Source organism: Bradyrhizobium sp. USDA 4510, assembly GCF_054059095.1.
This window is the reverse complement of the sequence record NZ_JBSSBT010000001.1, coordinates 4,242,649-4,267,786: the sequence shown is the minus strand read 5'-3', so window position 1 is coordinate 4,267,786 and position 25,138 is coordinate 4,242,649. Positions and strand designations below refer to the sequence as shown.

The 25,138-nt window shown below is 64.0% G+C and carries 23 protein-coding genes; 16 read left to right on the top strand and 7 right to left on the bottom strand.

All coding sequences use genetic code 11. The annotated features are described in order from the left end of the window. Window positions 1–266: 266 nt before the first annotated feature. From ACVMDN_RS19630 to ACVMDN_RS19615, 4 genes are all read left to right on the top strand, one after another. Window positions 267–1,913 (top strand): phospholipase C, encoded by a 1,647-nt coding sequence (locus ACVMDN_RS19630; RefSeq protein WP_456835867.1) that lies wholly within the window; start codon window positions 267–269, stop codon window positions 1,911–1,913. A 109-nt stretch (window positions 1,914–2,022) separates the two neighbouring features. Then, the gene (locus ACVMDN_RS19625) at window positions 2,023–3,354 is read left to right on the top strand and encodes a cytochrome-c peroxidase (protein WP_456835047.1); all 1,332 of its coding nucleotides are present in this window, start codon (window positions 2,023–2,025) and stop codon (window positions 3,352–3,354) included. A gap of 72 nt (window positions 3,355–3,426) precedes the next feature. After that, entirely contained in the window at window positions 3,427–4,212 is a 786-nt protein-coding gene (locus ACVMDN_RS19620; RefSeq protein WP_456835048.1) for an aldo/keto reductase, read from the top strand. A 206-nt stretch (window positions 4,213–4,418) separates the two neighbouring features. Then, window positions 4,419–5,324: a hypothetical protein gene (locus tag ACVMDN_RS19615; protein ID WP_456835049.1), complete on the top strand. Its 906-nt coding sequence runs from the start codon at window positions 4,419–4,421 to the stop codon at window positions 5,322–5,324. 60 nt (window positions 5,325–5,384) lie between these two features. On the opposite strand, the gene ACVMDN_RS19610 is transcribed toward ACVMDN_RS19615, so the two are convergent. Together ACVMDN_RS19610 and ACVMDN_RS19605 are read right to left on the bottom strand one after the other, a co-directional pair. Beyond that, on the bottom strand, window positions 5,385–6,548 hold the full coding sequence (locus ACVMDN_RS19610) for an IS4 family transposase (RefSeq protein WP_057015126.1): 1,164 nt from the start codon (window positions 6,546–6,548) through the stop codon (window positions 5,385–5,387). A gap of 255 nt (window positions 6,549–6,803) precedes the next feature. After that, complete coding sequence (locus ACVMDN_RS19605) at window positions 6,804–7,481, bottom strand: DUF599 domain-containing protein (RefSeq protein ID WP_076834541.1); 678 nt, start codon at window positions 7,479–7,481, stop codon at window positions 6,804–6,806. A gap of 119 nt (window positions 7,482–7,600) precedes the next feature. On the opposite strand from ACVMDN_RS19605, the gene ACVMDN_RS19600 reads away from it, so the two are divergent. The 5 genes from ACVMDN_RS19600 (at window position 7,601) to ACVMDN_RS19580 (ending at window position 10,846) form a co-directional block, all read left to right on the top strand. After that, window positions 7,601–8,254, top strand: a complete 654-nt coding sequence (locus ACVMDN_RS19600) for a glutathione S-transferase family protein (RefSeq protein ID WP_456835050.1) — start codon at window positions 7,601–7,603, stop codon at window positions 8,252–8,254. A gap of 117 nt (window positions 8,255–8,371) precedes the next feature. Continuing rightward, complete coding sequence (locus ACVMDN_RS19595) at window positions 8,372–8,740, top strand: YidB family protein (protein ID WP_057020822.1); 369 nt, start codon at window positions 8,372–8,374, stop codon at window positions 8,738–8,740. A 217-nt stretch (window positions 8,741–8,957) separates the two neighbouring features. Next, the gene (locus tag ACVMDN_RS19590) at window positions 8,958–9,161 is read left to right on the top strand and encodes a hypothetical protein (protein WP_018272021.1); all 204 of its coding nucleotides are present in this window, start codon (window positions 8,958–8,960) and stop codon (window positions 9,159–9,161) included. Window positions 9,162–9,316: 155 nt separating this feature from the next. Further along, on the top strand, window positions 9,317–10,267 hold the full coding sequence (locus ACVMDN_RS19585) for a hypothetical protein (RefSeq protein ID WP_076834537.1): 951 nt from the start codon (window positions 9,317–9,319) through the stop codon (window positions 10,265–10,267). A 138-nt stretch (window positions 10,268–10,405) separates the two neighbouring features. Next, window positions 10,406–10,846 (top strand): DUF1489 family protein, encoded by a 441-nt coding sequence (locus ACVMDN_RS19580; RefSeq protein ID WP_028336418.1) that lies wholly within the window; start codon window positions 10,406–10,408, stop codon window positions 10,844–10,846. Between the two features lie 43 nt (window positions 10,847–10,889). Here the strand turns inward: ACVMDN_RS19580 and ACVMDN_RS19575 are convergent, their stop codons facing one another. Together ACVMDN_RS19575 and panC are read right to left on the bottom strand one after the other, a co-directional pair. Next, window positions 10,890–11,636 carry a hypothetical protein gene (locus tag ACVMDN_RS19575; protein WP_076834535.1) on the bottom strand — a complete coding sequence of 249 codons (747 nt, stop codon included), beginning with the start codon at window positions 11,634–11,636 and terminating at the stop codon, window positions 10,890–10,892. Window positions 11,637–11,777: 141 nt separating this feature from the next. Beyond that, a complete protein-coding gene (gene panC, locus ACVMDN_RS19570) occupies window positions 11,778–12,629 on the bottom strand; it encodes a pantoate--beta-alanine ligase (protein ID WP_076834533.1) in 852 nt (283 codons plus the stop codon). Window positions 12,630–12,909: 280 nt separating this feature from the next. Between panC and ACVMDN_RS19565 the strand changes: the two genes are divergently transcribed. The 4 genes from ACVMDN_RS19565 (at window position 12,910) to ACVMDN_RS19550 (ending at window position 16,800) form a co-directional block, all read left to right on the top strand. Beyond that, complete coding sequence (locus ACVMDN_RS19565; protein ID WP_076834531.1) at window positions 12,910–13,833, top strand: division plane positioning ATPase MipZ; 924 nt, start codon at window positions 12,910–12,912, stop codon at window positions 13,831–13,833. 391 nt (window positions 13,834–14,224) lie between these two features. Then, window positions 14,225–15,166 carry an alpha/beta hydrolase gene (locus ACVMDN_RS19560; RefSeq protein WP_076834529.1) on the top strand — a complete coding sequence of 314 codons (942 nt, stop codon included), beginning with the start codon at window positions 14,225–14,227 and terminating at the stop codon, window positions 15,164–15,166. Window positions 15,167–15,255: 89 nt separating this feature from the next. Beyond that, window positions 15,256–15,996, top strand: a complete 741-nt coding sequence (locus ACVMDN_RS19555; protein ID WP_253590024.1) for a VWA domain-containing protein — start codon at window positions 15,256–15,258, stop codon at window positions 15,994–15,996. 84 nt (window positions 15,997–16,080) lie between these two features. Beyond that, complete coding sequence (locus tag ACVMDN_RS19550) at window positions 16,081–16,800, top strand: DnaJ domain-containing protein (protein ID WP_016842845.1); 720 nt, start codon at window positions 16,081–16,083, stop codon at window positions 16,798–16,800. A 239-nt stretch (window positions 16,801–17,039) separates the two neighbouring features. On the opposite strand, the gene ACVMDN_RS19545 is transcribed toward ACVMDN_RS19550, so the two are convergent. Continuing rightward, on the bottom strand, window positions 17,040–18,833 hold the full coding sequence (locus ACVMDN_RS19545; protein WP_253590025.1) for a serine hydrolase: 1,794 nt from the start codon (window positions 18,831–18,833) through the stop codon (window positions 17,040–17,042). Window positions 18,834–19,256: 423 nt separating this feature from the next. Here ACVMDN_RS19545 and ACVMDN_RS19540 point away from each other — a divergent pair, with 423 nt between their 5' ends. Continuing rightward, on the top strand, window positions 19,257–19,595 hold the full coding sequence (locus tag ACVMDN_RS19540; protein ID WP_016844841.1) for a phasin family protein: 339 nt from the start codon (window positions 19,257–19,259) through the stop codon (window positions 19,593–19,595). Window positions 19,596–19,666: 71 nt separating this feature from the next. Here the strand turns inward: ACVMDN_RS19540 and ACVMDN_RS19535 are convergent, their stop codons facing one another. Both ACVMDN_RS19535 and ACVMDN_RS19530 read right to left on the bottom strand, forming a co-directional pair. Next, the gene (locus tag ACVMDN_RS19535; RefSeq protein WP_057020815.1) at window positions 19,667–21,547 is read right to left on the bottom strand and encodes a TadE/TadG family type IV pilus assembly protein; all 1,881 of its coding nucleotides are present in this window, start codon (window positions 21,545–21,547) and stop codon (window positions 19,667–19,669) included. Between the two features lie 345 nt (window positions 21,548–21,892). Beyond that, complete coding sequence (locus tag ACVMDN_RS19530; protein WP_156436563.1) at window positions 21,893–22,069, bottom strand: hypothetical protein; 177 nt, start codon at window positions 22,067–22,069, stop codon at window positions 21,893–21,895. Between ACVMDN_RS19530 and clpS the strand changes: the two genes are divergently transcribed. Both clpS and clpA read left to right on the top strand, forming a co-directional pair. After that, entirely contained in the window at window positions 22,062–22,394 is a 333-nt protein-coding gene (clpS, locus tag ACVMDN_RS19525) for an ATP-dependent Clp protease adapter ClpS (protein ID WP_038385792.1), read from the top strand. The genes ACVMDN_RS19530 and clpS overlap by 8 nt on opposite strands. Window positions 22,395–22,653: 259 nt before the next feature. Continuing rightward, window positions 22,654–25,059 (top strand): ATP-dependent Clp protease ATP-binding subunit ClpA, encoded by a 2,406-nt coding sequence (gene clpA / locus ACVMDN_RS19520; RefSeq protein ID WP_028336408.1) that lies wholly within the window; start codon window positions 22,654–22,656, stop codon window positions 25,057–25,059. Window positions 25,060–25,138 lie beyond the last annotated feature (79 nt).

The following is a 25,138-nucleotide window of genomic DNA, read 5'->3' as shown; positions in this document are numbered from 1 at the left end:
GTCCACAGATAGCCGATCGCGTGAGACGGAAGAGGAGGGCGTCTGTCATGCGCGCAAAGATTGGTCCCCCGATATCTGCAACCGATGCGGACATGAGCGCGCATCATCGTTCGTCGCATTCATTCGACCGACACAGCGCTGTCATCGGTGGTGGATAACTTGTCGCAGGTCGACGTCATAAATCCTTAAAAATAAAAAGGGGCACTACGGTGAAAACCAAATTTCTTTCGACGGTCGGAGTCTGTCTGGTTGCTGCCGCTGCGGTGATGTGCAGCGCCGCCGCTCAGGACGACAACAAGGGCAATAACGGCCACGATCATCATCCGCACGACATCCACACCCAAACGCCGATCAAGCATCTCGTCGTCATCTTCAACGAGAACCGCTCGTTCGATCACTACTTCGCAACCTACCCGGTTGCGACCAACCCGACCGGCTCGATTCCGTTCACGGCGAAGCCGCATACGCCGAAGGTCAACAATCTCGCCAGCGCCAATCTGTTGACCAATAACCCGAACACCAATCCGGCCAACGGCACCGGCGCAACCAATCCGTTCCGCCTCGACCGCACCCAGGCCAACACCAAGTCGCAGAACCACGCCTATACGCCCGAGCAGCAGGCGGTCGACAACGGCAAGGAAGACCTGTTTCCGAAATTCACCGGTCGCGGCACCGCCGGCGGCGTCGGCGCGTTCGGCACTAACGGGCAGGTGATGGGCTATTTCGACGGCAACACCGTCACCGCATTCTGGAATTACGCCCAGAATTTCGCGATGAGCGACAACAGCTGGACCGACACCTTTGGTCCGTCGACGCCCGGCGCGCTCGAGGTGATCTCCGGCCAGACCAACGGCGCGCAGAACATCGTCGGCTCGTCATCGTCGATCGCCGACGGCCAGGGCGGCCTGACGCTGATCGGTGATACCGACCCTGCCTACGATGCCTGCTCGAGCACGACCAGCCAGGTCCTGATGACCAGCAAGAACATCGGCGACCTGCTCAATGCCGAGCAGATTAGCTGGGGCAGCTTCATGGGCGGCTTCGACCTTACGCTCAAGAACAGCAACGGCACCACCAACTGCGGCCGCAGCACGTTCTCGAGCAACGTCAACGGCACCGTCGTGGACTACATCCCGCACCACGCCTGGTTCCAGTACTACAAATCGACCGCGAACCCGACCCATGCGCGACCGAGCTCGGTGAATGCGGTCGGACACTCCTATATGCCCGGCAGCAAGACGCTCGATCCGGCCAATCATGCCTACGATCTCGAGGACTTCTATGCTTCGGTGAAGGCCGGCAACTTCCCGGCCGTCTCCTACATCAAGATGCCGGCCTATCAGGACGGTCATCCTGGCAACTCCGATCCGCTCGATGAGCAGGCCGGCAATGTCGAGTTGATCAACTTCCTGCAGAAGCAGAAGGAGTGGGGCGAGACCGCCGTCATCATCACCTATGACGACTCCGACGGCTGGTACGACCACCAGTACCTTGCACCGATCAGCGCCTCGTATGATCCGACCGCCGACCAGGTCAACGGTCCCGGCCAGTGCGGCCGCGGTGTCGGCAAGCAGACGCAGCCGAACGGCCTCAACGGCCAGCCCGTGAACGGCCGCTGCGGTCCCGGTACGCGCGTCCCGTTCCTGGTGATCTCGCCCTTCGCCAAGCGGAATTACGTCAGCCACACCCGCATCTCGCAGGCGTCCGTGGTGCGCTTCATCGAGGACAACTGGCTGCACGGTCAGCGTCTCGGCGGCGGCTCGTTCGACGACAACGTCGAATCGATCGCCGACATGTTCGACTTCGAGCGCGGCCACGGCCAGGACCACGAGTATCGGCAGGACACGCTGTTCCTCGATCCGACCGCCGGCACCGTCATCGTCAGCGCGCCGGACGATCACCATCACCACTAACGCTCGTCGGTTCTGATCCAATCAGAAACGAAGCTCTGCCCTGACGCGTTCTGCTCGCGCGAACTGGTCTCCGGTTCGCGCGAAAACGCTTAACGACACTGGATCTGACATGAACGGCCGCACCTTGTGGCTTCTCGGCGCCGGCCTGCTGTGCATGGCCGGCACCGTTGCGGCCGTCGAGACGCAGGGACTTCCGGGGACCAATCCGCACCCGGTGCAGCTCAGGCGTCCGCCTGTCGCTCCGCTGTCCGCCATGGCGCAGCTCGGCCAGAAGATATTCTTCGACGCGTCGCCGTCCTCGTCGGGCGCATTGTCATGCGCGTCCTGTCACAGTCCGGACCACGCCTACGGCCCGCCCAATGATGGACCAGTGATGCTCGGCGGGCCCGCGCAATCCCGGCAAGGAACGCGCGCCGTGCCGGGACTGACCTATCTTGAGCGGCAGCCGAATTTCAGCATCGGGCCGGAAAAGGACGAAGACGACAATGTCGTCGACTTCGCCCAACTGGCCGCGCTCGGCCAACAGGCTCCGCGCGCCAAGAAGATCGCGACCGGCACTGCCGCCTCGGCGGTCAACATCGTGCCGCAGGGCGGACTTTTCTGGGACGGCCGCGCCGATACGCTGCAGGACCAGGCGATATTCCCGCTGCTCGATCCCAACGAGATGGACGGCGGCAGCATCGAAATCGTGGCGCAAAAGCTGCGCCAGGCGAGCTACGCGCCGCGCTTCGCCGAGCTGTTCGGCGCCGGTGTCTTCGACAATACGCGGCTGCTGGTCGCGGAGGCGATGTTTGCCGTCGCGCGCTATCAGGTGGAGGAGTCGAGCTTCCATCCCTACACCAGCAAGTTCGACTACTGGCTGGAGGGCAAGGCGCGATTGAACGAGAGCGAGCTGCGCGGCCTGCAATTGTTCAACGATCCGGACAAGGCCAATTGCGGCGGCTGCCATACGTCGCAGCCGACCAGGGACGGTCTGCCGCCGCTGTTCACCGATCACCAATATGAGGCGCTCGGCGCCCCGCGCAACGCCGCGCTAGCCGGCAACCGCGATCCCGATCATTTTGATCTCGGGGTCTGCGGTCCGTACCGCACCGACATTGCCGAGCAAACGCAATATTGCGGGATGTTTCTGACGCCGACCTTGCGCAACACGGCAACGCGTCGCGTGTTCTTCCACAATGGCGTCTTCACCAGCCTCGAGCAGGTGCTCGACTTCTATAACTTCCGCGATACCAATCCGGAGAAGGTCTTTCCGCGCAGCGCCGACGGCACGGTGCGCAAGTACGATGACCTGCCGGAAAAATATCACGGCAATGTCGACGTCAACGATCCGCCGTTCGAGCGCCATCTTGGCGACACGCCCGCGATGACGGCGCAGGACGAGGCCGACATTATCGCCTTCCTGGAGACGCTAACCGACGGCTACCAGCCGGAGCAGTGAGACGTCGCGACGTTCCATCGCGGAACCGAACTGCGAGTTGGCAGGGCTTCGTCATGCGCGCATAATGGGCGCATGAATGTCCTCGAAGGCAACGGTGCCAGAATCGCGGCAATCGGGCTCGGCACATGGGAGTTGCGCGGGCGGACCTGCGCGCGCATCGTCGAGCAGGCGTTGCGGCTCGGCTATCGCCACATCGACACCGCCCAGATCTATGACAATGAGCGCGAAGTCGGCGAGGGGCTGCGTGCCTCCGGCATCAAGCGCGACGACGTGTTCGTCACCACCAAGGTCTGGACCACGCATTTCATGGCCAAGGATCTCGAGCGGTCGGCGAAGGAGAGCCTGGCGCGGCTGCGCCTGACCGAGGTCGATCTGTTGCTGCTGCACTGGCCCAATGCACAGGTGCCGCTTGCCGAGACGCTCGGCGCGCTGGCGCGGGTCAGGCAGGCGGGCCTGGCGCGGCATATCGGCGTCTCGAATTTCAACGTGGCGCTGATCGAGGAGGCGGTGGCGGCATGTCCCGAGCCGCTGGCGTGCGACCAGGTCGAGTACCATCCCTATCTCGACCAGGCCAATGTGATCGAGGCCTGTCGACGCCACGGCATGGCGTTCGTTGCCTACAGCCCGATCGCGAAGGGACGGGTCAAGGGCGACCGCGCGCTGGCGCGGATCGGCGACCGCTATCGCAAGACCGCGGCCCAGGTCAGCCTGCGCTGGCTGGTGCAGCAGAATGTCTCCGCGATCCCGCGCACCTCGAAGCTCGAACGCCTTCAGGAGAATATCGACATCTTTGATTTCGAGCTGTCGGTTGACGACATGCGCGAGATCTCGGCGATCGGGGGCGCTGACGCGCGATGATGAGCCCCGCGACGCATGGGCTCTTTGCCTGAGCATCAAGTCTTGGAAAGCATCAAGTCTTGGAAAAATGGCTGGGTCCTGATCCGGATCATGCTAATGCCCCGCTGGCCGATTGCAGCTTTGGACCGAATGGGGATTGAGGCAGGCGGGTTCCGGCCGGTATTGTGGCCGGGCGGGAAGAGACGTCACTGATGTGATCGAGTGGGATGAAGTTTCGGCCAAACGCGGATCTGATGGCGTCGGTGTTCGTGCACCTGATGCTGCTCGCGCTGATTTTCCTTTATTCGGAGGTCCATCAATTCGATCCCGTCGCCGCTGACACGGTGCCGGTCGAGATCGTGACGCCGCAGGAGGTCGCCAAGTCCGAGGTCGAGACCAAGCCCGAACCGGCACCGAGCCCGTCGCCAACGCCCGAGTTGCAGTTGCCGTCGCTCGATAAGCCGGTGGATTCGGCCAAGCCCGAACCATCGGCACAGGCGCCCGCGCCGCAGCAGAACGCGCAACAGCAACCGCAGCAGAAGCAGGCGACGCCGCCGGCGCCCAAGCCCAGCCCGGCGCCGCAACGTGCCGCGGCCGAGCCGCTGCCCACGCCGGCACAGCAAACGCCACCGATGCCCCAGCCAACGGCGCAGCAACAGGCGGCAGCGTCGCCGCCTGCCTATGCGCAGCCCGAGCCTGATCTTTCGGTCAAATACAACGTCATGCTCGGCCTGCCGCCCGATATCTCCGTGAAACCGCCAGCCAGCGCGCCGTCCGGCCTCGGACCCGGCAAGGACAATTTCGACGCGGCCGCCACCGAGCAGGCCGATGTCGGCTCGAGCGTGGTTGCCGAATTCCGCCGTCACCTGAAGACCTGCCTGAAGCTCCCGCCGACGCTGAGCGCGGGCGACGACGTGAAGATCAAGCTCAGGGTGTTCATGAAGCCTGACGGCAAGCTCGCCGCGTCACCCTTGCTGATCGAAGCCACCGCCTCGGAAAAGGGGCCGCTGTTGCTGAAGAGCGCGACCGATGCGCTGCAGGCCTGCCAGCCCTATGCGATGCTGCCGCGGGATCGCTATGGCGAATGGAAGGTGCTCGACCTCGATTTCAGCCCGCGCGATTTCGCGTCGTAGACCAGGGACGAGCGGCGTACTCGGCCTCGCCCCCGCGTGCGCAGGGGTGTCCGGGGAAATTCAGGCATAGCGGAGCTCCATCTGGTCAGGTGAGATGGTTGATTTCCGACGGCTGGGGTTGATGGGCGGAGGTTTGTCGATGGCAGCGAGGGATCGACGCGTGAGCAGGAGCTGGCCGACGAGTTCGGCGAACCTGAGCGGGAGCATTTTGATGCAGTTGGTGTGAGCGGCGATGCGCAGCAGCAGGTAGGCAATCATCGCAGCGAGCACCTGAAGGCGGATCGCGTTGTCGTTGGCGCCGAGGAACTTGCGAATATCGAGATGCTGCTTGATCCAGCGGAACAGCAGCTCGATTTGCCATCGGCTCTTGTAGAGGGCGGCGATCTCGACGGCGCTACGGGCAAGGTCGTTGGTCAGGAGTGTGATCTTGCCGCCTTTCTCGCGTCTGATCTTGATGCGGCGGAGCGGGATTGGAAGGCGCGAATCGCCCTTGCTGGTGAGCTTCACCTCGTCATCGGCAAGGATTTCGAAGCCATCCCCGTTACGCTTGCGGATGGCGCGATGCCTGAGCGAGCGAAGACGGATGCTCGTCTTCGCCCGGGTAACGAAGAAAGCCTTGCTATCATTGATCTTCTGCCACCAGTCGAAACGGCAATAGCCCTTGTCAAACACATAGGTGGTGGCGGGCTGGATTGGGGTCTGTCGGCCGATCTCGATGTCATTGACGTTCGCGGCCGTCATCTCGACGCAGGTCGGGACATCGCTCCTTGGGTCGTAGACGACATGCAGCTTCATGCCGCGGATGCGGCCGTTCCACGTCGCCCAACTGCAGACCTTGCCGAGCGGGATCGGACTGGCGTCGATCAGACGCACCATCTCCATGCCTTCACTCCGCAGCTGGCGACGCGCCATCGCCGACAGCGCCGCAAAGGTTTGCGCGAAAATGCCGATCGGACGGCGGGCATTGGCATCGGACAACGTCGAGCGCGACAGCTTGCCGGTTCCCAAGTGATAGTGATGCTGCGAATTGGCGTTGAAGCCAGTCACCACCCCGCGCAGACTGCTGTTGCCGCTAAGCTGGGCATAGATCAGCGCCACCAGATGATCCCAGCTCCTGAACGACTTGTCGTAGGCATCCCCGTCCAGACGATCCACAACCGTCTGAAACTGCCGTCGATTGATCGGTTCAAGCAGCCTTCCAAAAATGCTACCGCGATATCGCATGCTCGGCCCTCTGTGTCTCGACAACCAGAAAAGACCGATTTGCCTCGGTCCTGCCGAGCATGCACCGCGACACAGTGAATCATTCCCCGGACACCCCTGCCGCGTGCGGGGAGAGGCCGGATTGCATCGCCAGATGCAATCCGGGGGAGTCTCCGCGAACGCGTCTCTCTCCGTCGATGCGGAAACAGCCCCTCACCCCAACCCTCTCCCCGTAAGAACGGGGAGAGGGAGCGCAGCACGGCCTCGACCATCGCGTCAGCTTCCCATCGCCTGCCAGGCATTCGAGGCGAACTGCCGGCGCCAGATCACGATCACGACGGCGGCTGTCGTGACGAACAGCACCCAGGGGCTGACGAACCAGCCGAGATAGCCGAGGGCGAAGAAAAACGCGCGCTGGCCGCGGTTGAAGTGCCGGCCCGCCGTCTCGAACAGCCGCGTGGTGCGGATCACATGGGCCTCGGCCTCCGGCGTATCGCGCTGGTCGGCCGGCGGCATCGCGCCGAACAGGATCGCCACATAGTTGAACAGGCGATAGGCCCAGGCGAATTTGAAGAAGGTGTAGATGAAGATCAGGATCAGCCCGATGCACTTGACCTCCCACAAAGCGGGCGAGGGCGTGAGGTTGACCGGCAGCGCGCCGAGCACAGCGAGCGCGTCATTGGTGGCACGCAAGAGCGCCAGCCCGCCGCCGATGGCGATCAGGCTGGTGGAGGCAAAGAACGCGGTGCCGTTCTGCAGGCTCGCCATGATCTGCATGTCGACCATCCGTGCGTCGCGGTTGAGCAGATTCCGCACCCAGATCTCGCGATAGACGTGCATCCGCGCCGACAGGCTGTCGCGTCCATACGCGGTGTGCTCCAGCGTGATGGCGTAGACCAGCCATTCCAGCGCAAAGAAGCCGACGGCCAGGATGTCGGTCCAATAGCCGGTCATGTTGCCTTCCTTCGTGAGCGCGCGGCTGACTGTCCGCGCCGGGCCGCATCCGCGTCATGTACAGGTTGAACGCGTGCAATGCACTATGGCAAACTACCGAGGCAACAGGATTCCCGGACATGCTCAAGCTCGTCATCGGCAACAAGAACTATTCGTCATGGTCGATGCGGCCCTGGCTGGCGTTGCGCGCCAACAACATCCCGTTCGAAGAGGTCTTCATTCCGCTCTACACGGACCAGGCCGACAAGGAACGCATCCTATCTTTCAGCAAGGCCGGCAAGGTGCCGACGCTGATCGATGGCGACGTCACGGTGTGGGATTCGCTGGCGATCATCGAATATCTCGCCGAGAGATTTCCCGAGGCGAAGCTCTGGCCTGCGGATCGTGCCGCGCGCGCGCATGCCCGCGCGATCTCGGCGGAGATGCATTCCGGTTTCATGCCGCTGCGCAACGAATGCGGCATGAACCTGCACCGGCCGATCCGCGCTGTCGCGCTGTCGGATGATGCGCGCGCCAACGTGGCGCGGATCCAGGATATCTGGGCCGAGTGCCATGCGCGCTACGGCAAGCAGGGTCCGTTCCTGTTCGGCGCATTCTCTGCCGCCGATGCGATGTACGCGCCCGTGGTGCATCGCTTCTGCACCTACGCGATCCCGGTGAAGGCCGAGGCGCAGCACTATGTCGATGCCATGATGCAGCTTCCGGCATTCCAGGAATGGACCCGCGACGGCGTTGCCGAGACGCTGCGGATCGCCCGATTCGAGGATGTCTGACGGTTGCTGCGCTTCCGAATTGTGACAGCGGTCGCAAAGATCGCGGCTTGACGCCGCGGGGCCGAAGGCGTCGAATCCCGAAAGGCTGGTTTTGCAAGTCGTGAAAGGACTTAGACCATGGGCATTCTCGATTCCCTGGAGAATTCGCCGGAGCTGAAAGGCATGCTTGGCCAGCTTGGCGCGGCGGTGATCCCCGTCGTGCTCGGCGAGGTCCTGGGCAATGGCGGGCAGGGCGGCTTGTCCGCGATCGTCGCCAAGCTCGAGCAGGCCGGGCTTGGCGAGCAGGTCAGATCCTGGATCGGTACCGGTCAGAACCTGCCGATCACCGCTGAGCAGCTCCAGCAGGTGCTCGGCAGCGACACGGTCAAGCAGCTCGCCGCCAGGTTCAACATTCCGGTGGACCAGCTGTCCAAGGTGCTCGCCCAGCAACTTCCGGCTGCGGTCGACGGCGCGAGCCCGGGCGGCAAGCTGCCGCAGACCGCTTGAGCCGGTGGAATCAGGGTTCCAACCGGGCTCGGCGGGCAATTTCCGGCTGGCACGCAAATTGCTGCCTATCGCCCTGAAAAACCTGCAAAATCGCACCTTCGCTATGCCCCAATCTTGCTGGATTTGGGGAGGTGCGATGTGCTAGCTTGCCGCAGGGTTCTCAAAATGCCGGCCTGAGCTATCGGGACTGTCAGCTCAGCCAGCAATCTCTAAGAAAATGGAGAGGGCGTTGAAGCATAAGTACTCGATTGGCGAGACCGTCTATTTCACGGCCAGCAACGTGGCGCGCCCCGCCGCGAGCGGCACCTATCAAGTGATCCGTCTGCTGCCGACCGACGGTGACGATTGCCAATATCGCATCAAGAGCTCGACCGAAGCTTTCGAACGGGTGGCCAAGGAGAGTCAGCTCGCGCTGTCCTGAAGGAGTGTTGTGCGCAAGCCGGCGGCTGGAGCGGGTTCCGCGCCGCCGCCGTCAAAAGGCCCTGTTCGCAGACCCATTGTGCTGAAGGTTGGACGTCGGGGTGGCGGCGTTCGCCGTCGCCGATTGTGCTTACGCTGCGTTGAGGGACATCGCGCATGAACTGGGCTTCCTCGCTGGATCAGATCTGGCGCTCACCGACCTTCCCGATGTGGCTGACGCTGGCCGCTGCGGGGTTCTTTGGGATCGTCGTTCTGGTCACGCTGCTGCGTGCGGAAAAATCCGTCGCCAACGGCGCGCTGACCGTGATCACGCTGCTGTCGATCGCGGTTGCGGTCGCCGCGACGATCCGTGGCTTCGGCTCGGGCGGGCAGGCGGTGCCGGCCGAGACACGGACGGCGCAACTGGCCAGCCAGACGGTGCCGGCGCTGGCCTGCGTCGACGACCTCGCCGGAGACGCCGTTCTCAACGCCTGCGAGAAGGTGCTGTTCGGTTCATCGGATACGGCGGCGGCGGCGGTCAGCTACGCGGCGGCGCAGGTCTCGCGCCTGACCGCGCTGGGCGACCTCGCGACCGCCGAGCGCAATTCGACCACCGAGTTGCAGGCGCTGCGCCGCGCCATCGAGCATGACCGCTATGGCCTGGTCGCCTATGCGCTGATGGCGCGCGACCACTGCACGCCGACCGCGTGCCCCGCGTTCCGCTCGCTCGGCGACAACCATCAGATCATCGCCAACATGAACGAGCGGACCTACGAGAACCTGATCACGCGCTACGCAGGGTCGTGGAACGCGCCGGCCGGCGCCCAGGCATCGGCTGCCTCCGGCCTGGTCGCGGCGCTGCCGCAGTCGTTGCCCACCGGCAAGCCGACCAATGCGGAGTTTCCGAGCTCAGCGAACACGCCGCCGGTCAGCATCATGACGCCCGAGCCGGCAAAGCCGGCCGCCGCCGCACCAGCGCCGGCCGCGCGCGCTGCCGCCGCGCCGCCCGCCGCAGCCCCGAAGCGTCCGCCGGCGGCGAAGCGCCCGGTCCAGATCGCGCCGGCCCCGGCCGCGCCGGCGTCGCCTCCTGCCGCCGCCAGCGCACCGGCGGCTGCGAACGAGCAATGAGCGTGATGACGGCGGCTTGAGCCGCCGTCGTTGCGCCGTTCCGGCTTCGTTTGGCTCGAAAAGCGCTCTAGTCCCGATATCCACCGCCGCGGAGAGCGCTCCCTTTTCAAAGCGCTCGCCGGCCGCTACATCCGGCGCATGCCGCTTCATCTCATCAAGCTCGCCGTCGGTTGCGATTCCGTCAAGGAACTCAAGGGCTGGGTTGCCGAACGGATGGCGACCGCGAAGAAAAAGGGCCTGCCGCTCCGTCACGTCCACATCACGCGGATGACGCCGAAGCGCGAGGAGGAGATCCTTGCCGGCGGCTCGCTCTATTGGGTGATCCGCGGCGAGATCGCCGCGCGCGAGAAGATCATCGCCATCGAGCCGTTCCGCGACAAGGACGGCATCGGACGCTGCCGGCTGGTGATGCAGCCCAAGGTGATCGCGGTCTCGCCGCGGCCGATGCGGCCGTTCCAGGGCTGGCGCTACCTGACCGCAGACTCCGCGCCGGCCGATCTCACCAAGTCGAGCGCCGCCAGCGTGGCATCGATGCCCGAGCCGATGCGCCGCGAGTTGCGCGACCTCGGCTTGCTGTAAGCAATCGGGTTGCTCTGAGCAATCGAACGGCAGCGATCCGGGATCACTGGGTTACGAGATGCAGCCGAGCCCATTCTGAGGCCGGGACCTCGACATAACGGCCACCCGCCCTGTCGGCGGTGACGTCGAACAGTTCATGGCCGATCCCCATCTCGCTGAGATATCTCCGGAACTGATCGGTGAAGATTGTGGTAAGGCTTTCGCGGTGCTCGGCAGAGACGTTGGGTGCGAGCCGGTCGTAGATCTGCATCCTTGCGGTCAGGATGACGCGGTTGCCGGGCGGCAGGTTACGATGCACGCCGCCCGCAAGCATCAATACACATGCAAGCTCGCAGGGCACACCGGAGAGCTTTTCCTTCGCATCCAGCGGGCCGCCAGGCCGCTTCAGTGCAAAGCATTCCTCCTCGGGTTTTCCGTTGCATGCCTCGACCTCGGTTGCCGCCACCGCCGCATCGATGCCGCGACCGCGCAGGATGCGACCGAGGCTGGCAGCGACGGTGAGGTCGGAGCCCGGTTTGACATTGATCACCACCGGCAGCTTGCGTCCGTTCTGCCGGTCGAGGATCGCTAGCAGGCGCTTGTAGGTGTCCCATTGCACCGCGCCTTCGGCCGCGATCCAGTTCGAGCAGCCGGGGCCGCAGGCATCAGGCGCACCATGCGCGACGTAGAAGATCATGGCGCCGGGCGCCGAATTGACGCCGCCGACCGGCGGCCGGGTCTGTGCCTGCGCCCCAGCCGCGGCCAGCAGCGCGATGCCAAGAACAATGCCTTGCCTGAAGTAATGGTTCATTCCGATCGCCCTTGAAAGGCGCGATCATCCATGCGTCGCGAGCGTGGCGCAAGCACCCGGCCGCACAGATGAGGCCGAGCCCTCATTACAGGCTCGCATCCTCTCTGCGCATGAACCGTTTCACACTTTTCCGGTCCGGTCTCAGACCGCGATATTGTCGATCAGGCGCGTGCTGCCGAGCTTTGCCGCCACCAGCATCCGCATCGGGCCGTCCTTCGGCGAGCCGATCGGCGCCAGGGAGGCGGCGTGGCGCACTTCGAGATAATCGAGCACGAAGCCGGCCCTGGTGATCGCCGCGGCGCCGTCAGCCATTGCGGTCGCGGTATCCTCGCCGGCGCGCAGGCGGCCGGCCGTTTGCTTCATCACCCGGTGAAGCTCAGGGGCGGCGCGCCGTTCCTCCGGCGAGAGGTAGACGTTGCGTGACGACATCGCGAGACCGTCGCGCTCGCGCACCGTTTTGGATCCGATCACCTTGACCCCGAGGTCGAGGTCCGCGGCCATCTGGGTGACGACCCGGAGCTGCTGAAAGTCCTTCTCGCCAAAGATCGCGACGTCGGGCCGGACCTGGGTGAACAGCTTGCCGACCACGGTGGCGACGCCGCCGAAGAAATGCGGCCGGAAGCGATCCTCGAGCCCGGCGGTGGCCGGCCCCTCCGGCACGATCCTGGTGGCGAAGCCGTCCGGGTACATCGCCTTCACCTCGGGATGCCAGATCAGGTCGACGCCCTCGGCGGCGAGCTTGGCGACGTCGGCTTTCCAGGTGCGCGGATAGGAGCCGAAATCTTCGGTCGGCGCGAACTGGGTCGGGTTGACGAAGATCGAGACGACGACCCGCTTGGCGCGGCGCTTGGCGAGCCGCACCAGCGACACATGGCCATCATGGAGCGCTCCCATGGTTGGGACCAGCGCGACGGTTGCCTTCTTGACGCGCAGCGTGTCGACGGCGCGACGAAGGGCGGGGACGGTACGGACGACGGTGGGATTTCTCGGCATCTGGTCTCGGCTCGTGGGGCAATCCGGGTGGGAACGAATCTGGGCGGGACGGGTTGGCGTTCGGCAGGTCACGCAGCTTACCAAGTCCGAACCACGATCGGCAAACCGGCCGATAAGCCTTACACGATCTCGAACGTGCGCGGATCAAAGCCGCCGATCGACGCAGCAGTCTTGCTTGATCGATTCATCAGCACGGCCGCAATCGATTTCCTGTCGCAGCGATGCATTTCACTTGACCGCAGCGGCGCTCGCTTTGAAGATCATTGCGGGGATTTGAATCATGTTGGTGCAGGCTCGTCAGGGTCAATCCGGCTCCGCACATGTCATCGTGCTGGGCAACGAGAAGGGTGGATCGGGAAAGTCGACCACCGCCCTGCATATCGCCGTCGCGCTGCTGAAGGCCGGGCAACGCGTCGCCAGCATCGATCTCGACTGCCGCCAGCAGAGCTTCACCCGCTACATCAGCAATCGCCAGGCCTGGGCGCGACGCACCGGGCTCGACCTCGAGCTCCCGGCACACCACTGCATCAAGTACGGCGAGACGATGCAGATTGAGGAGAACGAGAACGCGGAATTCCAGCAGTTCATGGCCGCTGTGAGCGCGGTGGAACGCGCCTGTGATTTCATCGTCATCGATACCCCGGGCGCGGACAGCTACCTGATGCGGCTCGCGCATTCGATGGCCGACACTTTGGTAACCCCGATCAACGACAGCTTCCTCGATTTCGACGTGCTCGGCACCGTCGATCCCGCGACTTACGCGGTGACCGGCGAGAGCCATTATGCGGAGATGGTGCGCGACACCAGACGCAAGCGCCGCCAGCTCGATGGCGCCTCGACCGACTGGATCGTGGTGCGCAACCGGCTCTCGATGCTCGGCTCGCGCAACAAGCAGCTGGTGGCCGACGGCTTGAAACAGCTCTCGCTGCGGCTCGGGTTCCGTGCGGTCGACGGCTTTGCCGAGCGGGTGGTCTATCGCGAATTCTTCCCGCGCGGGCTGACGGCGCTCGACGACATCGACGAGGCGACGCTCGGCACCCGCCCGAGCCTCGGTCACGTCACCGCCCGCGAGGAGGTGATGAGCCTGCTGCGCCAGCTCAAGCTGCCGCTCGACGAGCGCGGCCGCCGCAGGGCCGCCAACCGGGCCGAATGGTTCAGCCAGGTCGACAAGCCGCTGGAAGTCGACGACATCATCGGCGGCTAGACCGCCGGGCACTCCTTCTGGCAGGTTCCAGGGCGTCGGGCGTCCAGGAAGTGACTATCGTCACTTCCTGGCCCGTCCAGAAGCACGGTAGTCTTGCGGGGTTTTCGGCCACTCCGTCGCCAATATGCCGGAACAAAGCTGGCCAGATCCGGTTTTCCCAAAGCCAGCCGCGTTTCCGCTCCTCGTTGGTTGGTCTTGAGGTATTATCGTGCCGCAGAGCCATGGCGCCAGAAGCGAATGCACAAAGGTTGTGTGCACCGCACAATGAACGTGCTGCGAAGTCCCAACTTTTAGACTTCCTGTCACAGCGCTGTGACATATATTCTCAAAAGGAGGCCGAAGAGTCTCCGGCCAAGAATAGCCCTGAAAAGGCGGGCACCTCGAGGACGTCATGAAGCGTGGAATTCTCGTTCTGCTTTCTCTCTCCGTGGTGATCACGGCGGCCTATTTCACCGCGAGCAAGTGGGCGATCCGTCATGAAACTCTCATGTTCAAGGACCCGACGCGCGATGAGCGGCCGGTCGCGGTCGACGTTGCCGTGCGCTTCGACAAGGAGATGCAGGCCGACGCTGGCATGATCACGCTGCCGGTTGCGATCCTCAATCATGGCAATACCGTCAAATTCACCGAATATTCCTTCCTCGCGAACGTGTTCGCGGCGCGCGGCTATCTGACCATCAGCATTCAGAACGACCTGCCGTCGGACGGACCGATGGTGACCAAGGTCGGTGAGCTCTATGTCGGCCGCCTGCCGCAGTACCAGCGCGGCATCACCAACATCAAGTTCGCGATCGAGGAGATGAAGAAGCGCCAGCCGAACGCGGACTACAGCAAGCTGACGATGGTCGGCCATTCCAATGGCGGCGACATCGCGATGTATTTCGCCAAGCAATATCCGGACGAGATCAAGAAGGTGGTGACGCTGGACAATCTGCGCGTGCCGTTCATGACCGACGGCAAGTTCAAGATCCTGTCATTCCGTTCGCGTGACTCGCAGTTCAAGCCGGATCCGGGTGTCGTTCCCGATGCCGACGAATGCGAGAAGGCCGGCATCACCGTGGTGAACACCAACTTCCAGCACAACGACATGCGTGACACCGGGCCCGAGAAGGCCAAGGACTCGATCCAGGCCATGCTCGATAAATTCCTCGCCGACACCGACAGCGCTGTCGCGCCGGTCGACACCAGGAATGCGCCGCCGAAGATTCTGGAGCCCGGTCCCGTCTCGCTCTACGTGCCGGTCGAGAAACCTCAGACCTTGACCGATAAGCTCAAGAAGTCGCTCTCGCTGACCAAGACCGAGACGAAGAAGGATCCGTCGGTCACGAATTGACCGGGCGGCTCGCGGTCCAGGCTGGCCTCTCACGTTGACCAATCCACTGCCGCGGCCCACATAGTGTTTGCTGTACGAGGCAAGCGCTGATGGCCGGCAAGACGATCAAACCGACATCCGGAAGCGATGTACGCCCGGCCCATGCGCCTGGCGTGCCGGCATCCAGCGCGAACGACATCGCGGCATTCGTCGCCAAGGCGCGGGCGATGTCGCCGCATCGCGCCGGCGCCCACGGCAGGCTGGTGTTCGCGCTCGACGCCACGATGAGCCGGCAGCCGACATGGGACATGGCGTGCACGCTGCAGGCGGACATGTTCCGCGAGGCCGGCGCGCTCGGCAGTCTCGATATCCGCCTCGTCTATTATCGCGGCTTCAATGAATGCCGTGCGTCGGGCTGGATCTCCGACAGCGCGCAGCTCGCGCGGCTGATGAGCAAGATCGATTGCCAGGGCGGCAACACCCAGATCGGCAAGGTGCTGTCCGAGACGCGTCGCGAAGCGGTCGAGGCAGGGGTGCGCGCCTTGGTGTTCGTCGGCGACGCGATGGAGGAGAGCGCCGACGATCTCTGCGCCAAAGCCGGTGAGCTCGGCCTGCTCAAGGTGCCGGTCTTCATGTTCCAGGAGGGCAGGGATGCGACCGCCGAGCTGACGTTTCGCGAGATCGCGCGGCTGACCGGCGGGGCATGGTGCAGGTTCGATCCCGGCGCGGCCGCGCAGCTCCGCGAATTGCTGCGTGCCGCCGCAGCCTATGCCGCCGGCGGCCGCGAGGCGCTGCTGCAGCTGGCCAAGACCGCGAGCGGTGCGGCGAAGCTGATCGGCCAGATGAAATAGCGCCGCGTCGCGTCAGGCTCCGCCTGACGCCGGTGAGACGAAGCTTCGCATGCTTTTTGCCGCCGGGCCGCCTATATTCCGGATATGCCAACCCTGATCGCCGGCGTCGTCGCCGTTGTCGTCCTTTATTCCGCGCTGCAGATGTTTCGTGCGGCCAATCCCGCCGTGCTTGCGCGCGCGATCAAGATCGGTGGCGGGGTGCTCGCGCTGGCGGTCGCGGCCTTTACCGGCGTGCGGGGCGAACTGGCGGTGGCAATTCCGCTCGGCATTTTCGGCGCCGGACTGCTCGGCTGGTCGCCGTTCGGAAGCACCGGATTTCCCAATCTCGGCGGTATGTTCGGCGGTTCGCGCAGCCAGGGACAAAGCTCGCGGGTGCGCTCGCAATATCTCGATATGACCCTCGATCACGGCAGCGGCGTGCTCAGGGGCCAGATCGTGGCCGGACCGCAGGCCGGCCGCATGCTCGATGAGTTCGACCTGTCGCAGCTATTGGCGATGGTCCCGAGCTTCGACGCCGAGAGCGTCGCGCTACTTGAAAGCTATCTGGACCGCCGCTTTCCCGCCTGGCGTCAGGACGCACAGGGCGACCGGGCACGGGGGCAGGGCCGTGCGGCGTCGGGCGGCAAAATGACGAACGAGGAGGCCTATCAGATCCTTGGCCTGCAGCCGGGAGCGTCGCGCGACGACATCAGCCGGGCTCACCGAACCCTGATGAAGAAACTCCATCCCGACCAGGGGGGCTCGACGTACCTCGCGGCCCGTGTGAACGAGGCCAAGGACACTCTGCTTCGCACGCATCTCTAACTCCGGCTACGCTACCAACGCCACAGCCGAGAGCTGCCTTCCGTTTCTGATTGATGCCCCGTCTGGCCCGCCGCTGTCCGGCGTGGCCGATCGCTCTTTCGGGAAAACTTAACCGTAAAATCTTGACGAGAAGTTTCATGGTTGCGCCGCTCGCGGACGGCCGGCTGTTTTCGCGGCGGCAAAAGCAAAACGGCCGGCGCTTGCGGCGCCGGCCGTTCGAAATCAGCAGATGCTGACGATCAGTTGCGAACGGTGATGCAGGAGATCTCAGCGCGCTTCAGCGTCTTGCAAGCCGCCTCGGCCTGATCGCGCTCGAGGCCGGCAAAACGGGCGCGATAGAGCTTGCGATTATCCTTGGCGACCACCTCGGTAAACGGGTCCGCCTTGCTGAGCAGGCCGCGGGCCGAGCTGCGCGCCAGGTCGATGCGCTTGTTGGCTTCGCCCTCGGACTCCAGCGCGCCAACCTGGATGATCCAGCCGGTATGCGCGGCGCTCGGCTTTGCTGAGCTGGTCGGCGGAGCGGCCTGCACGCTGCGGGTTGCGGGCTCGATCGACGCAACGGCCTGTGGCGCCGGGGTAGCGGGTGCATGGACGGCCGAGGCCGGCAGCACGCCGAGGATGCCATTGCCGGTGCCGAAATTGGCCGGCTGCGGCGGCATTTCCGGCCTCGAGGTCTCGGCGGCCCGCGCCATCATCGCATTGGAGGTCTCGGGGACCTCGCCGCGCGAGGGGATCGTGTTGGTGATCGGAGGCGCGGACTGCGCCGGGCCGGCCGCGGCGAGCTTGATCTGGCCGGCTTTGACCTGCACCGTCTTCACCTTGACCGGCTTCATCGGTTCAGCCGAGCCGGGGATCGCGGCGATCGGCTGGGTCTGGATCACGCCTGAGGTCAGCGGCGCCGGCTCGGGCTTGGCCTGCGGCTCCGGCTTGGCCGGAAGCGGCGGCAGCGCGGCGGCGGCGGCCGCCATCAGCGAGGGCTTGCTGGCCGGGCGCGGCGCCTGGATCGCGGCAGCTGCAGCGGCGGGCTCCGATGCCGCGACGGGCGAGGTGTCCGGCGCGCGCGCATTATCCGCGTCGGCGACCTCCACATTGGCGTCGGCCGGATTGCGTTCGGTGATCGCTGCGGCAGTGCGGGTGGTCGCGGCCTTCCCGACGTTCTCGGCGAGCAGGTTGCGCATGATGGCGTCACGCGAGCCGCCGCTGCGGCCGCCAAGCACCACGCCGACCAGGAAGCGATTGCCGCGGCGCATCGAGGTCACGAGGTTGAAGCCGGACGCGCGGGTGTAGCCGGTCTTGATACCGTCAACGCCCTCGACGTTGCCGAGCAGATGGTTGTGGTTGCGGATCGATTGGCCGCGGAAGTTAAACACCGAGGTCGAGAAGTAGCGGTAGTAGCGCGGGAAGCGGTCCTGGATCGCGCGGCCGAGAGTCGATTGATCGCGCGCCGTCGTCACCTGCTCATCGTTGGGCAGGCCGGAGGCGTTGCGATAAACGGTCCGGCTCATGCCGAGCGCACGGGCCTTGCGGGTCATCATCCGGGCGAAATCGTCTTCGCTGCCGCCGATCGCCTCGGCGATCACGACCGCGGCGTCATTGGCCGAGCGGGTGACCAGGCCCTTGATGGCGTCTTCGACCTTGATGGTCGAGCCGGGCCGCAGGCCGAGCTTGGTCGGGTCCTGTTCGGAGGCGTGCTCGGACACCGGCATTTCGGTGTCGAGCTTCATCTTCCCGGAATCGAGGCGCTCGAACAGCAGATAGAGCGTCATGATCTTGGTCAGCGAGGCCGGGTGGCGCAAGCCGTCGGGACTGGTGGCGGTGAGCACCGAACCGGTGTTGCCGTCGACGATGATCGACGCGAATTGCGGGCTGTAGCTCTCGCGCGCTTCCTGGCTGTGGTGGTGACGGGCGTAGTGGCGCCGGTGACGGCGCGCCTCGGCGCTATCACTCGTGATCAGGATCGCCGTCGTGACGGTCACGAGCCCAAGAACGCCAACTCGCAGCGCCCGCGAGGAGGCCAAGGTTGTTCGAAGCATCTACTTCCCCGTCCCAATTTCTATCTAGATCACTGGCTCGTGAGGCGAAATTGTGCCCGGCGGCCATCGATCCTTGCCTGCGCAACAAACCACTTCGGGCAGAACCATCGGCCCACGTGGCGGCTCAGGTCGCTCTTCTAGCTAAGGTGTTGTTCACAAACAGCTTTCGAGGCTGTCTGTCGGAAGGCGAACAAAGTCCGGGAATCAGGTTAGGCGGACCGAGTTTCCAAAAGATTAAGCAACCGTTGCGTAGTCCCCCGGGGTTTATCGCGAATGCCGGAGATTCGGGGTTGTGGGATTGTGCGACGCACAATATTCGTTGACTCTATTGTGCGATGCGATATGGCTATCGGCGTCAGGGGGCCGGGAGCTTCCCGGCAATGGGAATTTGCGCCTTCAAGTCTGGGAAAAGGAATTCCATCCATGGTCAAGATCGAAGACATTCAGAACTACGGCAAAGAGCATTTCGAGTCGGTCACCGCGTCGGCGAACAACCTGCAGAGCGGCGTTCAGGCCATCGCCACCGCCTATGGCGACTATGCCAAGAAGTCCTTTGAGGACACCAAGTCGTTCGTCGAGAAGCTGTCGGGCGTGAAGTCGCTGGACAAGGCGCTCGAGGCGCAGACCGAGTACCTGCGCTCGTCCTACGAGACCTTCGTTGCGGAATCGCAGAAGATCGCCGGCCTGTACAGCGACTGCGCCAAGCAGACCTTCAAGCCCTATGAGGGTCTGGTCTCCAAGTTCGCGCCCGCCGCTCAGTAAGCGTTGCCGTCCAAGACAAACGAAAAGCCCGGCCGTTTGGCCGGGCTTTTTTGTTGTGCCTGAAGCGGGGACTATTTGGCCAGCCGCAGCTTGCTGAGGGCGGTTCCGATCGTGTTGAACGTCGTCAGGATCTGGGTCGAGCTGGTGAGCATGAAGAATTTGTCGGGCGTGCTGGCGCAGTTCTTCAGGACGGTCGAGGTCGGATCGGCGGGCGAGTGCGTGTTCACCTGGATCGTGTAGATCGTGTACAGCGGCTGGCCGCTGGAGTCCTTCGCGGCCTGCAGATTCTGGCACAGCAGGGCCTGCCTGGCGTCGATCGGGTTGCCGGAGGCCTGCGTGCGGCCGTCGCCGTATTCGGGCCAGCGGTCCTCGGTGTTCAGACCGTCGGACAAGAGAATGATGACCCGGTTGTAGGTGGTGTTGGAGTCCTCCGCCGGCGTGTTCAACGGGCCGCCCACCAGTAGCGACTGCCATGCCCACGCCAGGCCGACCGCCTGGTTGGTGCCGCCGGTCGGCTGCATCGCGTTGACCGCATTTTTGAGCGCGGTCCAGTTGTAGCTCAACGGAATGATCGGCTCGAGCTGCGGCGAGGAGTTGCTGCTGCAGTAGGAGTAGCCGTTCTCAAAGAGCTCGTTGGCCGGGAAAAGCGTGGTGACGTCGGATGACGCCGGCAGCACGCCGGTCGCATCATTCGGCTGGGTGCGGTCGGCGATGCAGCCCGTCCAGTTGCCGATCGGGTTGGTGGACGCTTGCCGCCAGTCGTTTTTCACGGTGGGGATCTGGTTGGTCGAGGTCCATTGATTGTTGGTCCATCCGACGACGGCGCTGACCCGGGGCTGGCCCTGATTGTCGGCCGTGTCGTTGGGGCCGGGCTGCGTCCAGTCGTGGGTATACAGCTTGCCGGTGCATTGATAGACGCCGCCGGAGGTGCCGCAACTGCAGCCGGAGACATCGTTACCCGACGAATTCTTCGGACAGCTGCACGACGTCGAGCCGCTGCAGAACACGCCGGTGCCGACCTGCGTGCTCACCCAGCAGCCATTGTAGCGCGTGTAGGAGTTCGCATCGACGCTGGGGCAGATGTAGCCTGAATAGGTCCCGCTCGAGGGGATGTAGTTCGCGCTGCCCGTATTTGTCGGGCTCTTCTGGCAGGTGAAGCCGCCGTTGTTGTTGGTCCACGGGCATCGCGCACCGGGTCCGACCGCGTGCCAGTTCATCGGCAGGCTTGCCTGCATGGTGCCGTTGGCGGGCTGCGTGGTCGGGGGATTGAGCCAGTCGGTCCAGTCGATCCAGCTCTGACCGACATTGCTGGTGCCGACATTGACGACCTTCTCGAACGGAATGACGGAGATATAGACGTCACCATTGTTCTTGCTCAGCGCGCTGAGCTGGTCGATCAGCCCGCCGGTTCCGGCCACCGCGTTGCGCAGCGCGGTGATCTTGTTGTCGTCCGACATCGATCCCGTGTTGTCGAGGGCGAGGGCGACGCGCATCTTGACGTTGCCCCAGGTGGTGGTCGTCGAGCTCTTGAAACCCAGCGTCGGAAAACCGGCCAGCTGCATGAAATCGGATTTGATGTGGCCGGATCCGCCCAGCAGGATGGTGGCCGCCGCGCTCGAGGTCGGGGTGGTGTAGTTCGCCGTGACGGAAATGCCCTGGCCGTCCTTATTGGTGTAAAGCGCGGTGAAATAGGTCTGCGCCTTGCTCGGGATATCCGCAGCCGTGATGTTGCCCATGGTCAGATCCTTGGACAGCATCAGCGCGGTCGAATCGAGGGCTGCCTGCATCGCGGAGCGGGCGTTGTTGGCGCGGGTATAGTCGATCGCGGCTCCCACGAAAGCGAGGAGCGGCAGCATTGCGAAGGTGAAGATCACCGCGACATTGCCGTTATTTGCCCTGGAAAACCGGCGAGCAACCGCGCAGACGCGATCGGAAATGGCTGAACCAAGCATGGCACTCTCGTCGAAATGGATTGCGGTGGCATCTCGACCGGCGCCGCTAAACAGATGGTGAATCGGGCGCGGGAAACCCGGCAGGGCGGCGCGGGGGAGGCTCAAAAGCCGGGCAAAAGCGCTCGCTATCCTCAATGACGTCTAAATTGGCCGCCCGACTCCTTTGTCAAATCGGGCAGAAATGATTAACCTTCCGAGGGTTGCCGCGCCCGGAATCGGACCGGTGGGCCGCGCCGGGTCTGCGCTTGCGGCTGGGCCTCGCGAGGCCCATATTCGGGAAGTCGATCCGGCCGCCGGATCGGACCGGGAGCGGCAATCTGGAAAGCATTGCTGGGGGTTCCGCGATCAGTCTTGCGGCAATCGCGACCACCATCCAATTGCCATCCGGTTTCCCGCCATCCGGTTTCCCTTGGGGAATTCGAACGCCTGAGCCATGTTGCGATCCACGTTGACAGTCCCGATTTCCGAGCCGGTTTCGTCGATGCCGGCGGTGGCCGCCGCGCCGGCGCCGAAAATGAACAATGATGACAACCGCAATGGGACGGGCAACGGCCCCTCGACCTCGGTCATCACCAAGGTCAAGCCGAAGACCAAGCGTCCGAACCTGTACCGAGTCCTGATCCTGAACGACGACTACACGCCGATGGAGTTCGTCGTTCACGTGCTGGAACGATTCTTCAACAAGGACGCCGAGGCGGCGACCAAGATCATGCTGCACGTTCATCACCACGGGATCGGCGAGTGCGGCGTTTTTACCTACGAGATCGCCGAGACCAAGGTGACGCAAGTCATGGACTTCGCGCGCAAGCACCAGCATCCACTGCAGTGCGTGATGGAAAAGAAATAGGTCGCTGGAACGACTGACCCGCCGCGAGGCGCGGAACGGGTCTTGCATCGCGGTTTTTGATGGTGGTGAACGGCGTTCCCGTACGATCACGGGCGTCGCCGCGCGACGCCCCGATGCCCCGAATTTAGAAGAAAACCATCATCGCGGGACCGGTCTTTCGCCACGATCCGTCGTAACTATATCAAAGGCGATCACGAAGGTTGTTATTGCCTGACCCGGTAATGGCGATCATGATGGCAGGGGGCCATAGAGGACGCGAATGCCAACTTTTTCCCAAAGCCTTGAACAGTCGCTGCACCGTGCATTGGCGATCGCAAACGAGCGTCACCATCAATACGCGACGCTCGAACATCTGCTGCTGTCGCTGATCGATGACTCGGATGCGGCGGCTGTGATGCGGGCCTGCAGCGTCGATCTCGACAAGCTCAGGACCAGCCTCGTTAATTATCTCGAGACCGAATTCGAAAACCTGGTGACTGACGGCGCCGATGACGCGAAGCCGACCGCCGGGTTCCAGCGCGTGATCCAGCGCGCGGTGATTCACGTCCAGTCGTCCGGTCGCGAGGAAGTGACCGGCGCCAACGTCCTGATCGCGATCTTCGCCGAGCGCGAGAGCCACGCCGCGTACTTCCTGCAGGAGCAGGACATGACGCGCTACGACGCCGTCAACTACATCAGCCACGGCATCGCCAAGCGGCCCGGCGTGTCCGAGGCGCGGCCGGTGCGCGGCGTCGACGAGGAAACCGAGACCAAGGGCAACGAGGACGCCAAGAAGAAGGGCGAGGCGCTCGAGACCTATTGCGTCAACCTCAACAAGAAGGCGCGCGACGGCAAGATCGATCCGGTGATTGGCCGCAATGCCGAGATCAACCGTGCGATCCAGGTGCTGTGCCGCCGCCAGAAGAACAACCCGCTGTTCGTCGGCGAAGCCGGCGTCGGCAAGACCGCGATTGCCGAAGGCCTCGCCAAGCGCATCGTCGACAGCGATGTGCCGGAAGTGCTGGCGGCCGCGACCGTGTTCTCGCTCGACATGGGCACGCTGCTTGCGGGCACCCGCTATCGCGGTGATTTCGAGGAGCGGCTCAAGCAGGTCCTGAAGGAGCTGGAGGCGCATCCGAACGCCATCCTGTTCATCGACGAGATCCACACCGTGATCGGCGCCGGCGCCACCTCCGGCGGCGCGATGGATGCGTCCAATCTGCTGAAGCCCGCGCTGGCTTCGGGCACGATCCGCTGCATGGGCTCGACCACCTACAAGGAATACCGTCAGCACTTCGAGAAGGACCGCGCGCTGGTGCGGCGCTTCCAGAAGATCGACGTCAACGAGCCGACGGTGGAAGACGCAATCGCGATCCTCAAGGGCCTGAAGCCCTATTTCGAGGATTACCATCGGCTGAAATACACCAACGAGGCGATCGAGGCTGCGGTGCAGCTGTCGTCGCGCTACATCCACGACCGCAAGCTGCCCGACAAGGCGATCGACGTGATCGACGAGTCCGGCGCGGCGCAGATGCTGGTCGCCGAGAGCAAGCGCAAGAAGACGATCGGCATCAAGGAGATCGAGACCACGATCGCGACCATGGCGCGGATCCCGCCGAAGAGCGTGTCGAAGGACGATGCCGAGGTGCTGAAGCATCTCGAGCAGACCCTGAAGCGCACGGTGTTCGGCCAGGACAAGGCGATCGAGTCGCTGGCGGCGTCGATCAAGCTGGCGCGAGCCGGCCTGCGCGAGCCGGAGAAGCCGATCGGCAGCTATTTGTTCTCGGGTCCGACCGGCGTCGGCAAGACCGAGGTGGCGAAGCAACTGGCGGCGTCGCTCGGTGTCGAGCTGCTGCGCTTCGACATGTCCGAATATATGGAGCGGCACACCGTGTCGCGCCTGATCGGCGCGCCTCCCGGCTATGTCGGTTTCGACCAGGGCGGCCTGCTCACCGATGGCGTGGACCAGCATCCGCATTGCGTCGTGCTGCTCGACGAAATCGAGAAGGCGCACCCGGATCTCTACAACGTGCTGCTGCAGATCATGGATCATGGCCGGCTCACCGACCACAACGGCAAGCAGGTCAACTTCCGCAACGTGATCCTGATCATGACCACGAATGCCGGCGCGGCCGATCTTGCGCGGCAGGCCTTCGGCTTCACCCGCTCGAAGCGGGAAGGCGACGATCACGAAGCGATCAATCGCCAGTTCGCGCCGGAGTTCCGCAACCGGCTGGATGCGATCGTCTCGTTCGCGCACCTCAATGCCGAGGTGATCGGCATGGTGGTCGAGAAGTTCGTGCTGCAGCTTGAGGCGCAACTCGCCGACCGCGACGTCACGATCGAGCTGTCCGAGCCTGCAAAGGCCTGGCTGATCGAGCACGGCTATGACGAGCAGATGGGCGCACGTCCGATGGCGCGCATCATCCAGGAACACATCAAGAAGCCGCTCGCGGATGAGGTGCTGTTCGGTCAGCTCAAGGGCGGCGGACACGTCCGCGTCATCCTGGTCAAGGACGAGGCGACTGCCAAGGACAAGATCGGCTTCGAATATGTCGAGGGCCCGGTCACGCCGAAGCCCGAGAACCTGCCGCCGCGCAAGCGCAAGCCGCCGAAGGGCGGTCCCAACGGCGGCGGAGGCGGCACCAAGGGGCCGGCCTCAAAGGGACCGATGGTCAAGGTCTGAGGCGCGAGCGAACAACCAAACGAAAAGGCCGGCTGAACAGCCGGCCTTTTTGTTTCTGGCGGTGGGAGGCGCGTCTCCG